Annotated in this window: 13 protein-coding genes; 3 read left to right on the top strand and 10 right to left on the bottom strand. The window is 53.4% G+C overall.

The window, feature by feature from the left end:
• Position 1: 1 nt before the first annotated feature.
• From skp to rpsB, 10 genes are all read right to left on the bottom strand, one after another.
• Complete coding sequence (gene skp, locus ACG0Z5_RS21080; RefSeq protein ID WP_319628106.1) at positions 2-496, bottom strand: molecular chaperone Skp; 495 nt, start codon at positions 494-496, stop codon at positions 2-4.
• 124 nt (positions 497-620) lie between these two features.
• Positions 621-3,026, bottom strand: coding sequence for an outer membrane protein assembly factor BamA (gene bamA, locus ACG0Z5_RS21085; protein ID WP_394450890.1), 2,406 nt, complete (start codon positions 3,024-3,026; stop codon positions 621-623).
• Between the two features lie 31 nt (positions 3,027-3,057).
• Complete coding sequence (rseP, locus tag ACG0Z5_RS21090) at positions 3,058-4,410, bottom strand: sigma E protease regulator RseP (RefSeq protein ID WP_394450892.1); 1,353 nt, start codon at positions 4,408-4,410, stop codon at positions 3,058-3,060.
• Positions 4,411-4,421: 11 nt separating this feature from the next.
• The gene (gene cdsA / locus ACG0Z5_RS21095; RefSeq protein ID WP_394450894.1) at positions 4,422-5,279 is read right to left on the bottom strand and encodes a phosphatidate cytidylyltransferase; all 858 of its coding nucleotides are present in this window, start codon (positions 5,277-5,279) and stop codon (positions 4,422-4,424) included.
• A gap of 18 nt (positions 5,280-5,297) precedes the next feature.
• Positions 5,298-6,050 (bottom strand): (2E,6E)-farnesyl-diphosphate-specific ditrans,polycis-undecaprenyl-diphosphate synthase, encoded by a 753-nt coding sequence (gene ispU / locus ACG0Z5_RS21100; RefSeq protein WP_394450896.1) that lies wholly within the window; start codon positions 6,048-6,050, stop codon positions 5,298-5,300.
• Positions 6,051-6,236: 186 nt separating this feature from the next.
• Positions 6,237-7,433 carry a 1-deoxy-D-xylulose-5-phosphate reductoisomerase gene (gene ispC / locus ACG0Z5_RS21105; RefSeq protein WP_394450898.1) on the bottom strand — a complete coding sequence of 399 codons (1,197 nt, stop codon included), beginning with the start codon at positions 7,431-7,433 and terminating at the stop codon, positions 6,237-6,239.
• Between the two features lie 92 nt (positions 7,434-7,525).
• Positions 7,526-8,083: a ribosome recycling factor gene (frr, locus tag ACG0Z5_RS21110; RefSeq protein WP_319628112.1), complete on the bottom strand. Its 558-nt coding sequence runs from the start codon at positions 8,081-8,083 to the stop codon at positions 7,526-7,528.
• A gap of 164 nt (positions 8,084-8,247) precedes the next feature.
• Entirely contained in the window at positions 8,248-8,973 is a 726-nt protein-coding gene (pyrH, locus tag ACG0Z5_RS21115; RefSeq protein ID WP_319628113.1) for a UMP kinase, read from the bottom strand.
• A gap of 150 nt (positions 8,974-9,123) precedes the next feature.
• The gene (tsf, locus tag ACG0Z5_RS21120) at positions 9,124-9,975 is read right to left on the bottom strand and encodes a translation elongation factor Ts (RefSeq protein WP_319628114.1); all 852 of its coding nucleotides are present in this window, start codon (positions 9,973-9,975) and stop codon (positions 9,124-9,126) included.
• A 120-nt stretch (positions 9,976-10,095) separates the two neighbouring features.
• A complete protein-coding gene (gene rpsB, locus ACG0Z5_RS21125) occupies positions 10,096-10,821 on the bottom strand; it encodes a 30S ribosomal protein S2 (protein WP_319628115.1) in 726 nt (241 codons plus the stop codon).
• 325 nt (positions 10,822-11,146) lie between these two features.
• On the opposite strand from rpsB, the gene map reads away from it, so the two are divergent.
• The 3 genes from map (at position 11,147) to dapD (ending at position 15,592) form a co-directional block, all read left to right on the top strand.
• The gene (gene map / locus ACG0Z5_RS21130; RefSeq protein ID WP_319628116.1) at positions 11,147-11,941 is read left to right on the top strand and encodes a type I methionyl aminopeptidase; all 795 of its coding nucleotides are present in this window, start codon (positions 11,147-11,149) and stop codon (positions 11,939-11,941) included.
• Positions 11,942-12,073: 132 nt separating this feature from the next.
• Positions 12,074-14,737 (top strand): bifunctional uridylyltransferase/uridylyl-removing protein GlnD, encoded by a 2,664-nt coding sequence (gene glnD, locus ACG0Z5_RS21135; protein WP_394450903.1) that lies wholly within the window; start codon positions 12,074-12,076, stop codon positions 14,735-14,737.
• Positions 14,738-14,767: 30 nt separating this feature from the next.
• Positions 14,768-15,592 (top strand): 2,3,4,5-tetrahydropyridine-2,6-dicarboxylate N-succinyltransferase, encoded by an 825-nt coding sequence (gene dapD / locus ACG0Z5_RS21140; RefSeq protein ID WP_394450905.1) that lies wholly within the window; start codon positions 14,768-14,770, stop codon positions 15,590-15,592.
• Positions 15,593-15,706 lie beyond the last annotated feature (114 nt).

A 15,706-nucleotide genomic window follows, 5' to 3' on the forward strand; every position in this document is an offset into this window, starting at 1 on the left:
CTTATTTAACCTGTTTCAGCACATCAGCGGTGATGTCTTTAACGTCACTGCTGTTGTAAGCAACGGTGTTTGCGTCAACAACCAGATCGATTTTCTGGTCAGCCGCTACGCTCTTCACAGCAGCCTGGATACGAGTAACCAGTTTGCCACGTTCTTCGTTAGAACGACGAGCACGATCCTGCTCAAAAGCCTGAGCTTTCTGAGAGAAGGCCTGGCGCTGAGTCATGATGTCTTTTTCCATCTTGCTGCGCTCACTCGCCTTCATGGTAGAACCATCACGCTGCAGACGCTGCATTTTGCTCTGCAGATCGGATTCCTGACGCTGCAGTTCGCTCGCACGACCTTTAAACTCGCCTTCCAGTTTCGCAGAAACACCTGTTTTTTGCGCTACCTGCTGGAACAGACTACCCATGTTAACAATTGCAATTGTATCTGCTGCTTGTGCAGATGCTGCCATTGCCAAACCCAGACCTGCAGCTAATAACCACTTTTTCACAATAAAACTCCTTACCATCCCATGAGTACCCGAAGGCACCGTTCTTTGCGAAGTCATGCAACCACGCGAGTGATCGTCAGATGTCATCGCTACACTGCTACTTGCATTCCTTTGCACAAAGCAATTACCAGGTTTTACCAATGTTAAACTGGAACTGCTCCGCTTTGTCTCCCTCGTACTTTTTAAACGGCTGGGCGTAGGAGAAGACCAACGGCCCCAATGGAGACATCCATTGTAATGCGATACCTGCAGACATACGGATGTTGCTCGGGTCACCATAATCAGGCACCCCGGCAGCTTGCATCTGCGCGGTGTTTTCCCAGTTGGTATCCCAGACGGTACCTGCATCCCAGAAGAAGGAGGTACGGACTGAGTTAGCATATTTATCACTGATAAACGGCGTCGGCACAATCATTTCGGCGCTGATAACGGCCATGGCGTTACCACCCACCGCATCATCAGATTTACACAGGGTAGCGTTGCCGCAGTTATCCTGGTTCGGACCGTAGTACACGGCTTTCGGACCGATGTTGTTCGACTGGAAACCACGTACGGTGCTTGAACCACCCGCATAGAAGTTTTCATAGAACGGCATTTCTTTACCGCCTAAACCGTCACCGTAGCCCCAACGCGTACGACCCAACAGCACCCACTTGTGATCGTCATCGATCGGGAAGTAGGAAGCGGTATCGAGCGTGACTTTGTAGAACTCATTATCAGAGCCCGGGACAGTCACTTTACCGTTCAGGTTGACGCGAGAACCATCCGTTGGGAAGAACCCACGGTCAAGGTGGTTATACGTCCAACCGTAGTTGAAGGTGAAGTCATCCGCCGAGAAGCCCGCATCGTCGTTGGTGGTGCTGGTACCCTGACCGATCGAATCCAGATAGCGGTTCATTGCCACCTGCGGCTGCATGTTGGACAGGTCGTTGTGGACATAACCCAGACCGGCGCGCAGCGTGTTGTATTCATTGATCGGGAAGCCCAGTGTACCGTCAACGCCATAGCTCTTGTTGGTATACGAGGACAGGTCCGCATCATCAGCTTTAAAGTCATTGTAGAAGATACGACCACCGAGGCTCACACCATCCACCGTGAAGTACGGGTTGGTTACAGAAAACTCAGAGTAGGTCTGGTAGTCGTTCTTGGTGCCATTAATGCCGACGGAGTAACCCGTACCGAGCCAGTTATCCTGCTGGACGCCAACCTGGAAGCTGATCCCGCTCTCGGTGCCGTAACCAATACCGAAGTTGAAGCTACCGGTGTTACGTTCTTTCACCTTGTAGACCACGTCAACCTGGTCCGGGCTGCCCGGTACACGCTGAGTGTCAACATCGACGGTTTCGAAGTAGCCCAGACGGTTCAGACGATCTTTACCCGTATCGACTAAATCGCTGCCAAGCCATGCCCCTTCCATCTGGCGCATTTCACGACGCAGAACGGTATCTTTAGAGGTATCGTTACCTTCAAAGCGGATCTTACGCACGTAGTAACGGTTACCCGCATCTACGCTCACGTGCAGCTTAACGGTTTTGTCAGCATCATTAATTTCAGGCTGAGACTGTACGCGCGGATAGGCGTAACCGTAGCGACCGAGAAGTTTCTTGATGTTATCTTCCATTTTGGTCACTTTGGCACCGTTGTAGAGCTCACCCGGCTCCACTTTAGTCAGGCTTTCGATTTCCGCAGAGTGCCCCGCCAGGTTCCCGTTCACCTCAACGCCAGAAAGCTTGTACTGATCGCCTTCGGTGATGTTAACGGTGATGTAGATACCTTTTTTATCCGGCGTCAGGCTAACCTGCGTGGAATCGATATTGAAACGTGCGTAGCCGCGATCCAGATAGTAGCTGCGCAGGGTCTCAAGGTCGCCCGCCAGTTTCTGTTTCTGGTATTTACGATCGCCGACCACGTTCCACCACGGAACTTCGTCACGCAGCTGGAAGTTGGAGATCAGTTCGTCGGTACTGAACGCGTGGTTACCAACGATGTTGATCTGTTGAATTTTGGCCGATACGCCTTCCTGGAAGACCAGTTTGAGGTCAACACGGTTACGCGGCAGCGGAGTCACAACGGCTTTTACGCTCGCGCTGTACTTACCGACGCTGTAATAGAAGTCTTCCAGACCCTTCTCGATATCACCGAGAGTGGTACGGTCGAGGGATTCGCCAACGCGAACGCCAGAGGCTTCGAGGTTCTGCTTGAGCATGTCATCTTTCACCGATTTGTTACCGGAGAAAGTGATGCTGGCAATCGTTGGGCGCTCTTTGACCTGCACCAGCAACGTATCACCATCACGCAGAACACGAACATCCTCGAAGTTGCCGGTGGCAAACAGCGCGCGGATGGTGTTACTGATGTCTTCATCAGTAACCGTATCGCCAGGACGAACTGGCATGCTGAGGAGAGCCGCACCAACAGCGACTCGCTGCAAGCCTTCGAAATGAATATCCTTCACTACGAATCCGTCAGCACCGTATACGGTCGCGCTGCCGAACAGCAGCGACGCTATGAGCAACTTTTTCATCGCCATCGTTATTATGCGTTCTTCCTAACACTCTCGCTTATAGGCGAGAGAAATCATTGAAAAGTGCAAGCCCCATTAACAACACTAGCAATATTGAGCCAATGCGATAACTAAAGTCTTGAACTCGCTCGGATACCGGTCCGCCCTTCAGCTTTTCAATCGCTAAAAAGAGCAGATGACCCCCGTCTAAAACGGGTAGCGGGAACAGGTTGATAATGCCCAGATTCACACTGATGAGCGCAAGAAACATCAGATAGTAAATCAACCCAAACTCCGCTGACATTCCAGCCCCCTGGGCAATCGAAATTGGCCCACTGAGGTTGTTCAGTTTTACGTCACCGGTTATCAATTTCCCCAGCATTTGCACCGTTAACTTCATCAACTGCCAGGTTTTATCCGTGGCCTGAATGATGGCAGCGAACGGTCCGTACTGGCGCACTGTCTTGTATTCATCGGGCAGCGGGATAATTTTAGGTACTACCCCTGCAAACCCCTCAGCTTTCCCTTTACCGGGCTTTGTATCTGGTATCAGCGTTAAAGACAAGGGGCTGCCTTGTCTGTCAATCTCGAGGCGCAACGGCTTGCCGGGATTGTCGCGCACCAGCGTGACAAAAGTCATCCACTGTGTGAGCGGCTGACCATCGACTTTAACGATCCTGTCGCCTGCTTGCAAACCTGCTTTGCGTGCAGCAGAGTCGTTTTGCACTTCAGCCAGCACCGGTTCAACCTGCGCACCGCGTGGTCGAATCCCCAGTGACGCGACCGGATCTTCTTTGTCTGGCTCAAATTCCCAGTGGCGCAGATTGAGAATTCTATCCTGGCGCTGCTGGGTTCCGAAAGGGGCAACGGTGAGCGTGGTTTGCTCGTCACCAATTTTGGTTACCAGCGCCAAACGGACCGCATCCCAATCAGGCGTTTCGATACCATCTACGGCTTTAAGTTCCGTTCCTGGTGCAATTTGTGCTTCCGCAGCAATCGAATTGGGGGTTATTTCACCAATTACTGGGCGTACGCCAGGGACGCCGATGATAAACACCAGCCAGTAGGCAAAGATGGCAAACAGAAAATTCGCAACCGGACCGGCTGCAATGATTGCCGCACGCTGACCGACGGTTTTGTTATTGAAAGCGTAGTGACGCATCTCCGGTGCAACCGGTTCGACACGCTCATCCAGCATTTTGACGTAACCGCCCAACGGGATCAGGGCGATGACATATTCGGTACCTTGACGGTCAACGCGACGCCAGAGCGCTTTACCAAAACCGATGGAAAAGCGCTCAACCCGGACACCGCAGCGACGAGCAACCCAGAAATGACCAAATTCATGCACGGTGATTAAGACACCCAGTGCAACAATGAATGCCGCCAAATTCCAGAGAATGCTCAGCATAAAACCTTCCGTCAAATCGTCCTGAAGACTAAAAGTAGCAGGCAAGCAAAGACCGGAACCGCCGCCGTCAGGCTGTCAATTCGGTCCAGAATCCCACCGTGACCAGGGATCAAATGCCCACTGTCTTTGATACCGGCTTCTCGCTTAAACATACTTTCTGTCAAATCACCCAGTACGGACGCCAGCGCGGCAACCAACGAGCAGGTCAACAGGGTCGCAGGTGCGACATCAAGATTTACGCACAGACCGTAAATCCAGGAAATAACAGCCGCCGTGAACAGCCCGCCGATAAATCCTTGCCAGGTCTTGCCCGGTGAAACTTTCGGTGCCAGCTTGTGCTTACCGAACAGCTTACCAAACATGTAGGCCCCGGAATCCGCGCCCCACACAAGGATCATGACATACAACAGCCACAGCGCACCGCTGTAGTGGTTGTCATCGTAATGCCAGGCACGTAGCGTCAGCATTCCCCAGAAAAAGGGGATAATGGTCAGCAGACCAAACACCAGACGCAGCGTTTTGGAATCACGCCACAGCGCGGCAGAGCCCGGGTAAAACAGAACCAGCAACAGCGCGACAATCCACCATCCTAACGACGCCCAAAGGGCACCTTCAACCAAGGGTTGATGGACGTTATGGTGATATTGCGGAAGCCAAAAGAGCATCGCGGCAAGAATCAGCCCGCAAAGCACCGCCAGCCATACCCGCTGTGAACGGGATTTAAACCCGCTTAATTGACCCCATTCCCACGCCGCCAACATGCACACCAGCAGGGTGACAATCGCAAACGCGACCGGCGGCAATAAAAACAGGGCCGCTATGACAACGGGTATTAAAACGAAAGCAGAGATCAGGCGATACTTCAGCAAGAGCTACCCCCATCAGGCTTAGTCGCCACCAGGCTCGGTGCCGCCGAAACGACGCTCTCGATTGGCAAAGGCATGCAGCGCACCTTCAAAGTCTTGTTCATCGAAATCGGGCCAGAGAACATCTGTAAAGTAAAGTTCGGCGTAGGCAATTTGCCACAGCAAAAAGTTACTTATGCGATGCTCTCCCCCTGTCCTAATTACTAAATCTACGGGAGCCAGTTCATGCATGCAGATCTGCTGACCCAGCAAATCCTCAGTGATATCTTCAGGACGAAGGTGCCCTTCCTGAACCTGTGCAGCTAAATGCTGAACTCCCTGGATGATATCCCAGCGCCCACCATAGTTCGCGGCAATATTTAGCGTCAGCCCGGTATTATTCTGGGTTAACGCTTCTGCCTTGCGAATACGCTCCTGCAAACGGGCGTTAAAGCGGCTGGTATCACCGATAATGCGCAGACGTACATTGTGTCTGTGCAGGCTTTTGACTTCGCTGTCGAGCGCCCAGACAAACAGTTCCATCAGCGCACTGACTTCCTGCGCAGGTCGGTTCCAGTTTTCACTGCTAAAGGCGTAAAGCGTTAACGCCTCAATACCGTTATTTGCCGCAAATGAGACGGCACGGCGCACCGATTTCGCCCCGGCTTTGTGGCCGAAAGCACGGATCTTGCCTTGTCTCTTCGCCCAGCGACCATTGCCGTCCATAATGATGGCCACATGTTGACAGCCGTGGGCAGGCAGGTTCTCGCTGATTGGTTGGTTAGCAGACAACATAACGCGTTATTAGTCCATGAAAAGGAATTAGCGGTACCGGAATACAGACGCTCAGCGCAAAAAAGCCGTGTAAATCCACGGCTCCCCCGTTAACACTTTGTCGTTACAGCGTTATCGGCTGGCGCAGACTATAACACTGAAGCCCAGCGCTAACAAATGCCAGCGCATCCGTTGAACGGATAATCATCAGCTTGCGAAGCGCGTCACCTGTTGGCTCGCAACACTTCTGGCACGTGCATCGACCTCCATGACCTCATCAACGCAACCCGGCTCCTGCAAATCCAGCGTGGACAGCACCGCCAGATTCACGGCGGCAATATCAGTGAAGCGGATCTTCGCGTTCAGAAATGCGTCTACGCTCACTTCGTTGGCGGCGTTCAGCGCGGTCGTTGCCGCCTGGCCCCGATCGAAGGCCTCCATCGCCAGCTTCAGGCACGGGTAACGCTGATAATCAGGCGCGGCAAATGACAACTCGCTCAGCGCATAAAAATCCAGAGGCTTAACGCCGGATTCAACGCGATTTGGCCAGGCCATCGTATGCGCGATAGGGGTACGCATATCGGGTTCGCCCAGCTGCGCCAGCACGCTGCCATCACGGTAGCGCACCATCGAGTGAATCACGGACTGCGGATGGATAATCACCTCCATCTGCTGAGCCGAAGCGTTGAACAGCCAGCGTGCTTCTATGTATTCCAGACCTTTGTTCATCATGGTGGCAGAGTCGACTGAAATTTTACGTCCCATCGACCAGTTCGGATGACGACAAGCCTGATCCGGCGTCATATCGCGCAGTTCAGGCAACGGCGTTTCACGGAAAGGACCACCAGATCCGGTAAGCAAAATCGACGATACGCCATTTTGCTCAAGGGAAGCGTACCCCAGCTGATTTTGAATTGTTTCCGGTAAACTCTGAAAAATGGCGTTATGTTCGCTGTCGACCGGCAACAAGCGTGCCCCGCTCTCTTTCACCGCGTCCATAAAAAGACGACCACAGGTGACCAGCGATTCTTTGTTGGCCAGCAGAATGGTTTTTCCGGCGCGAATCGCCGCCAGCGTCGGCATCAGCCCGGCGGCACCGACAATCGCTGCCATCACATGATCGACATCATCGAGCGCAGCCACGTCGCACGCGGCCTGCTTTCCACTCAGAACTTCCGTCTGGCTCCCATGCTGTCGCAGCGCCACAATCAATGCTGCGGCACTCTGTGCATCATCCATGACGGCGTATTGCGGGGAGAACTCCAGGCATTGCTCGACCATGCGGTCGACGTTTTTCCCCGCCACCAGCGCGGTAACGGTGAAGAGGTCGCGATTGTTACGCACCACGTCCAGCGTGCTGCAGCCGATGGAGCCTGTGGAGCCCAGAACGGTTAAATGCTTCATGAAAAATCCGAGTGAAGAAAGGCTAAAAAGCAAAACGCCGCCAGCAAAACCCGAGGGTTTCCTGTACGGCGTTCATCAGATAACGTCAGAAATCAGAACTGCATCAGTTCTGCTTCTTTCTCTGCCAGCGCCGCGTCTACTTTTTTGATAGCGGCGTCAGTCATTTTCTGTACATCGTCCTGTGAACGACGATCGTCATCTTCGCTGATCTCTTTGTCTTTCAGCAGCGCTTTTACTTTATCGTTAGCATCACGGCGTACGTTACGCACGGAAACACGTGCCTGCTCAGCTTCGCCACGCACGATCTTAGTCAAATCTTTACGACGTTCTTCCGTCAGTGGAGGCAGTGGAACACGGATATCGGTGCCCGCAGAGCTCGGGTTCAGACCGAGATCTGATGCCATGATCGCTTTTTCAACGGCCGGGCTCAGGGAGCGGTCGAACACGTTGATTTTCAGGGTACGGGAATCTTCTACCGTCACGCTTGCCAGCTGGCGCAGCGGAGTCGGGGTACCGTAATATTCAACAATAATGCCGTCCAGCAGGCTAGGAGAAGCGCGACCGGTACGGATTTTGCTGATTTGGTTTTTGAATGATTCTACGCATTTTTCCATGCGCACTTCGGCATCTTTTCTGATATCGCTAATCACGTTACGAATCCTTGAAATCTTGTCTCAGGCTGACCATACGGCACATCCACCTGTTCGCGGGTGTGCTAAGTATAGCCCGTATAATTACTGGCGCCGAAAATGGCAGCCTGGTAAGCATCGCAATAATAAAGCGGAATCTTACCCTTATTTCTCACTGACGGGTATTACTCAGTGATTAAAGTGCCTTCTTTCTCACCCATGACCACACGACGCAGCGCGCCAGGTTTGTTCATGTTGAAAACGCGAATCGGCAGTTTGTGGTCACGCGCCAGCGTAAACGCGGCCAGATCCATCACTTTCAGTTCTTTATCCAGCACTTCAGCGTAGCTCAGCTGCTCGTACATGGTTGCCGTTGGATCGGTTGCCGGGTCAGCGGTAAACACGCCGTCAACTTTCGTGGCTTTCAGCACCACGTCGGCTTCAATTTCAATCCCGCGCAGGCATGCGGCGGAATCGGTGGTGAAGAATGGGTTACCGGTACCCGCAGAGAGGATAACCACGCGGTTATTGCGCAGCAGGCTGATAGCCTCAGCCCAGCTGTAGTTATCACACACACCATTCAGCGGAATGGCGGACATCAGGCGGGCGTTCACATAGGCGCGGTGTAGCGCATCACGCATTGCCAGGCCGTTCATGACCGTTGCCAGCATGCCCATGTGGTCGCCCACAACGCGGTTCATACCCGCTTTTGCCAGACCCGCACCACGGAAGAGGTTACCACCACCAATCACCACACCGACCTGGATCCCCAGTTCGACCAGTTCTTTAATTTCCTGCGCCATACGGTCGAGAATGCTGGCATCGATACCGAAGCCTTCAGTTCCCTGCAGTGCTTCGCCACTGAGCTTAAGCAGAATGCGTTTGTAGACGGGTTTTGCATTGGTAGCCATATTTCTTTCCTGGGACTGTCAACGTTTGAGATGGGTTATTTCTGGCGACAAGGATATATCGCTCATCAGTGCAAGCCTATAGGAGCCTGACTGATTTTCACTTGATGAGGCTCAAAAAGAAGCCGCCCTCAGGCGGCTCCTTTAAGATAATTAAGACTGCTTGGACATTGCAGCAACTTCTGCTGCGAAGTCAGTCTCAACTTTCTCGATACCTTCGCCCACTTCAAAGCGGATGAAGTTAGTCACGGTAGCGTTGTGCTCTTTCAGGAACTGACCAACAGTTTTGCTCGGATCCATAACGAAAGGCTGGCCGGTCAGAGAAACTTCGCCGGTGAATTTCTTCATGCGGCCTTCAACCATTTTCTCTGCGATTTCTTTCGGCTTACCAGACTGCATCGCGATGTCCAGCTGAACCTGGTACTCTTTCTCTACCACGTCAGCAGACACGTCTTCTGGGTTAACGAATTCTGGCTTGCTTGCTGCAATGTGCATTGCAACGTGCTTAACCAGCTCTTCGTCAGCGCCATTAGCGGCAACCAGAACACCGATGCGAGCACCGTGCAGGTAGCTACCCAGTACGTCGCCTTCCAGGGAAGCCACACGACGGATGTTGATGTTCTCACCGATTTTAGCAACCAGAGCAACACGTTCTTCTTCGAACTGCGCTTTCAGAACTTCAACGTCAGTGATTTTGCCAGCCACTGCTGCGTCCAGAACTTTGTTCGCGAAAGCCTGGAAACCGCCGTCTTTAGCAACGAAGTCAGTCTGGCAGTTAACTTCCAGAATGATACCGTAGTTGCCGTCGATCTTAGTGATGATCACGCCGTCAGCAGCAACGTTGCCTGCTTTTTTAGCTGCTTTGATCGCACCAGATTTACGCATGTTTTCGATTGCCAGCTCGATGTCGCCATTCGCTTCAGTCAGTGCTTTTTTGCAATCCATCATGCCTGCGCCAGTACGTTCGCGCAGCTCTTTTACCAGGGAGGCGGTAATTTCAGCCATTCTAAAATCCTCGGGAAATGTGGACCGCCCGGCGTTTAGCCAAACGGTCTTAAAAATGAAAAAGGGGCCGCTAAGAGGGCCCCTATCCATACTCGGTACTAATAAGGGGCTTAAACCTTATTATTCAGCTTCTACGAAGCTTTCTTCCGCCTGAGAAGCCAGATCCTGAGAACGGCCTTCACGTACGGTCAGAGCAACGGCATTCAGATACAGGCTAACTGCGCGGATTGCATCGTCGTTACCCGGGATAACGAAGTCAACGCCGTCCGGATCAGAGTTGGTATCAACGATAGCAAATACTGGGATACCCAGGTTGTTTGCTTCTTTGATAGCAATGTGTTCGTGGTCAGCATCGATAACAAACAGTGCGTCTGGCAGGCCACCCATGTCTTTGATACCGCCCAGGCTGTTTTCCAGCTTGCCCAGCTCACGGGTGCGCATCAGCGCTTCTTTCTTGGTCAGCTTGTCGAAGGTGCCGTCCTGAGACTGAGTTTCCAGATCTTTCAGACGCTTGATAGACTGACGAACGGTTTTCCAGTTAGTCAGCATACCGCCCAACCAGCGATGGTTCACGAAGAACTGGTCGCAGTTCAGTGCAGCTTCTTTGATTGCTTCGCTTGCAGCGCGTTTAGTACCAACGAAAAGGATTTTACCTTTGCGAGAAGAGATCTTGTTCAGTTCAGCCAGAGCTTCGTTGAACATTGGTACAGTTTTCTCAAGGTTGATGATGTGAACTTTGTTACGTGCGCCGAAGATGAAAGGCTTCATTTTCGGGTTCCAGTAACGGGTCTGGTGACCAAAGTGTACACCAGCCTTGAGCATGTCGCGCATGGAAACAGTTGCCATGTTTAAAACCTCTATATAAAAGTTGGGGTTATGCCTCCACGTATCCCATACGACCGACCCCGAAGGGCACCCCGGCGTATGTGCCGATACGTGTGTGTTATTACACAAAGTGAGATTAGTCGCTGCCAGACCGTTTCTGTGTATATCAAACGGAATGGAAGTTCGGCGCGCTTTATACCATAAATCACAGGCAGAAACCAATAAATGTTGGCGCGGCGTGCGGTTAATGATTCTCAGTTTGGCAGTAGCCTGTGACGGCTGTTACCATTGTCAGCACTGACACTTGTATTTATTGCCGATCCCTCGGCCCCGATGGACAGAATTCATGGCTATCTCTATTAAGACCCCTGAAGAAATTGAAAAAATGCGCGTCGCTGGCCGTCTGGCTGCCGAAGTGCTGGAAATGATCGAACCCCATATCAAGCCTGGCGTAAGCACCGGCGAACTGGACAGAATCTGTAACGACTATATCGTTAACGAACAGCATGCTGTCTCTGCCTGCCTCGGCTATCACGGTTTCCCGAAATCCGTCTGCATCTCGATTAACGAAGTGGTGTGCCACGGGATTCCGGATGACGAAAAACTGCTGAAAGATGGCGATATCGTCAACATCGACGTGACCGTTATTAAAGACGAATACCACGGCGATACCTCTAAAATGTTCATCGTCGGTAAGCCAACGATCCTTGGCGAACGTCTGTGCCGTGTGACGCAGGAAAGCCTGTATCTCGCGCTGCGCATGGTAAAACCGGGAATCCGTCTGCGCACTCTCGGCGCAGCGATTCAGAAGTTTGCCGAAGCGGAAGGTTTCTCAGTGGTCCGTGAGTACTGCGGCCATGGTATCGGCCGCGTGTTCCATGAAGAACCGCAGGTTCTGCACTATGATGCAGACGACGGCGGCGTGGTGCTGCAAAAAGGCATGACCTTCACCATCGAACCTATGGTTAACTCCGGCGACTATCGGATCCGTACCATGAAAGATGGCTGGACGGTGAAAACTAAAGATCGAAGCTTGTCTGCGCAGTACGAGCATACTATTGTGGTGACAGACAACGGCTGCGAAATACTGACGTTACGCAAGGATGACACCATCCCGGCGATAATCTCGCACAACGAATAAAGAAAGCCGGCGCGAGCCGGTTTTTTTATGGCGGGCGTCCTGCCCGCCCCCCTTCGGGCCGCCGTTAGCGACGTTAAAAATCGCTCCCGGCGATTTTTTTATGGGTAATCGTTTTTTCTTATGGGTGCCGTGATGAGCAATTCCTTACCTGAGACAGCCTTACCCGTTCTGCCTGGCTTGCCGGATTACCCGGTAAGCTGGTCAGAGTCGGAGCTGAACTGCGCCAGTATCAAGGCGCATCTCGACGCGTTCCAGCGTTGGCTGGGTGTTGCTTTTGACAGCGGCACCTCGGCCGAACAGCTGATGACCGCCCGGACGGAATATATCGACCAGATGCTCCAGCGTCTGTGGCTGCATTACGGTTTCGGTGACGTAGAAGACGCAGCCCTGGTGGCGGTGGGTGGCTATGGTCGCGCCGAACTGCATCCTCTTTCCGATATTGATCTGCTGATCCTCAGCCGTAAGAGACTGCCCGATGAACTGGCGCAGAAAATTGGCGAACTGCTGACGCTGCTGTGGGATCTCAAACTCGAAGTCGGCCACAGCGTGCGCACCCTTGAAGAGTGCCTGCTGGAAGGGCTTTCGGATCTGACCGTCGCCACCAACCTGATTGAATCACGCCTGCTTATCGGCGATGTGGCCCTGTTCCTCGAACTGCAAAAACATATCTTCAGCGAAGGTTTCTGGCCTTCGGAGAAATTCTTTGCCGCCAAAGTCGAAGAGCAAAACGAGCGTCACCAGCGCTATCACGGCACCAGCTATAATCTCGAGCCGGATATCAAAAGCAGCCCCGGCGGCCTGCGTGATATTCATACCCTGCAATGGGTGGCGCGTCGTCACTTCGGTGCCACGTCGCTCGATGAAATGGTCGGATTCGGTTTCCTGACCGAAGCGGAACGTAACGAGCTGAACGAGTGCCTGCATCTGCTATGGCGCATCCGTTTTGCACTGCATCTGGAAATCAATCGCTACGACAACCGCCTGCTGTTTGACCGGCAACTGAACGTGGCCCAGCGCCTCAACTACAGCGGTGAAGGCAATCAGCCGGTTGAGCAGATGATGAAGGATTTTTATCGCGTCACCCGCCGGGTGGGCGAGTTGAACCAGATGCTGCTGCAGCTGTTTGATGAGGCAATTCTCGCCCTAACCGCCGATGAAAAACCGCGCCCTATCGACGACGATTTTCAGCTGCGTGGCACGCTCATCGACCTGCGCGATGACTCGCTGTTTATGCGCGAGCCGCAGGCGATTCTACGCATGTTCCATATCATGGTGCGCAACAGCAGCATTACCGGTATTTATTCGACCACCCTGCGCCACCTGCGCCACGCGCGTCGTCATCTGACCGAACCGCTGTGCTATATCCCCGAAGCCCGCGAACTGTTCCTCAGTATGCTGCGCCATCAGGGGGCGGTCAGCCGTGGTCTGCTGCCGATGCACCGCCACAGCGTACTGTGGGCGTACATGCCGCAGTGGTCGCACATTGTTGGCCAGATGCAGTTCGACCTGTTCCATGCCTACACCGTGGATGAGCACACCATTCGCGTGCTGCTCAAGCTGGAAAGTTTCGCCAAAGAAGAAACCCGTTCCCGCCATCCGCTGTGCGTTGAGCTGTGGCCCCGTCTGAATCACCCGGAACTGATCCTGATTGCCGCCCTGTTCCATGATATCGCCAAAGGCCGCGGGGGCGATCACTCGGTACTCGGCGCGCAGGACATCCTGAAATTCGCCGAGCTGCACGGGCTGAACTCGCGGGAGACGCAGTTGGTCGCCTGGCTGGTGCGCCATCACCTACTGATGTCAGTCACGGCTCAGCGCCGCGACATTCAGGACCCGGAAGTTATTAAGCAATTTGCCGAAGAAGTGCAGACCGAAAATCGTCTGCGTTATCTGGTGTGTCTGACCGTGGCCGACATCTGCGCCACCAACGAAACGCTGTGGAACAGCTGGAAGCAGAGCCTGTTGCGCGAGCTGTACTTCGCCACCGAAAAGCAGCTGCGCCGGGGGATGCAAAGCACCCCGGATATGCGCGAGCGCGTGCGCCATCATCAGCTTCAGGCGCTGGCTCTGCTGCGAATGGACAATATCGATGAAGAGGCGCTACATCAGATTTGGGCGCGTTGCCGGGCCAACTACTTTGTTCGCCACACACCCAATCAGCTGGCGTGGCACGCCCGTCATCTGCTTAAGCACGATCTTAACGATCCGATGATCCTGCTCAGCCCGCAGGCCACGCGCGGCGGCACCGAGATTTTCATCTGGAGCCCGGACCGCCCGTACCTGTTCGCCGCCGTCTGTGCGGAACTTGATCGGCGTAATCTGAGCGTGCACGACGCGCAAATCTTTACCACCCGCGACGGCATGGCGATGGACACCTTTATCGTGCTTGAGCCTGACGGTAGCCCGCTGTCTGCCGATCGCCATGATGCAATTCGTCAGGGCCTGACCCAGGCAATTACCCAGCGCTCATGGCAGCCCCCTGCCCCGCGTCGGCAACCGGCAAAACTGCGGCACTTTACGGTAGATACTGAGGTGAATTTCCTGCCGACGCATACCGACAGAAAATCGTTCCTGGAACTGATTGCCCTCGATCAACCCGGCCTGCTGGCATCTGTAGGCCAGGTCTTCGCCGACCTCGGTATTTCTCTGCACGGAGCGCGAATCACCACAATTGGTGAACGAGTAGAAGATTTATTTATAATCGCGACAGCCGACCGACGTGCCCTTAATAATGTGCTTCAGCAAGAAGTACAACAGCGGTTGACAGCAGCCCTCAATCCAAACGATAAAGGGTAGTGTGTTTTTTTTAATGGAAAGAGTTTAACAATGCAGCAGTTACAGAACGTTATTGAGTCCGCTTTTGAGCGCCGCGCCGACATCACTCCGGCGAATGTAGATACCGTTACCCGTGAAGCGGTTAACCAGGTTATTGCCCTGCTGGATTCCGGCGCCCTGCGCGTCGCGGAAAAGATTGATGGCCAGTGGGTAACGCATCAGTGGCTGAAGAAAGCGGTACTGCTCTCTTTCCGTATTAACGATAACCAGGTTATCGACGGCGCAGAAAGCCGCTACTTCGATAAAGTGCCAATGAAATTCGCTGACTATGATGAAGCGCGTTTCCAGAAAGAAGGCTTCCGCGTGGTGCCACCTGCGGCCGTGCGCCAGGGGGCGTTCATCGCGCGCAACACCGTGCTGATGCCGTCCTACGTGAACATCGGTGCCTATGTTGACGAAGGTTCGATGGTGGATACCTGGGCCACCGTCGGTTCCTGTGCGCAAATCGGTAAAAATGTTCACCTGTCCGGCGGCGTCGGCATCGGTGGCGTACTTGAGCCACTGCAGGCTAACCCGACCATTATCGAAGACAACTGCTTCATCGGCGCACGTTCTGAAGTGGTTGAAGGCGTAATCGTTGAAGAAGGCTCCGTCATTTCGATGGGCGTTTACATCGGTCAGAGCACCAAAATCTACGACCGCGAAACCGGCGAAGTGTTCTACGGTCGCGTACCGGCCGGCTCGGTCGTGGTTTCCGGTAACCTGCCGTCGAAAGATGGCAAATACAGCCTGTACTGCGCGGTTATCGTGAAGAAAGTGGACGCGAAAACGCGTGGCAAAGTGGGCATCAACGAACTACTGCGCACCATCGACTAAATGCATCACTAAAAAGCGGGGGCAACCCTAATGCCGATCGTTTAAGGATCGGTTGACCGATCCGGTGGCTGGTGTAAAAAGGGTTCATGCTTATCATGGACCCTTTTTAAATGG

This window comes from Scandinavium sp. M-37 (assembly GCF_043558715.1).
GTDB classification, from domain to species: domain Bacteria; phylum Pseudomonadota; class Gammaproteobacteria; order Enterobacterales; family Enterobacteriaceae; genus Scandinavium; species Scandinavium vulneris_A.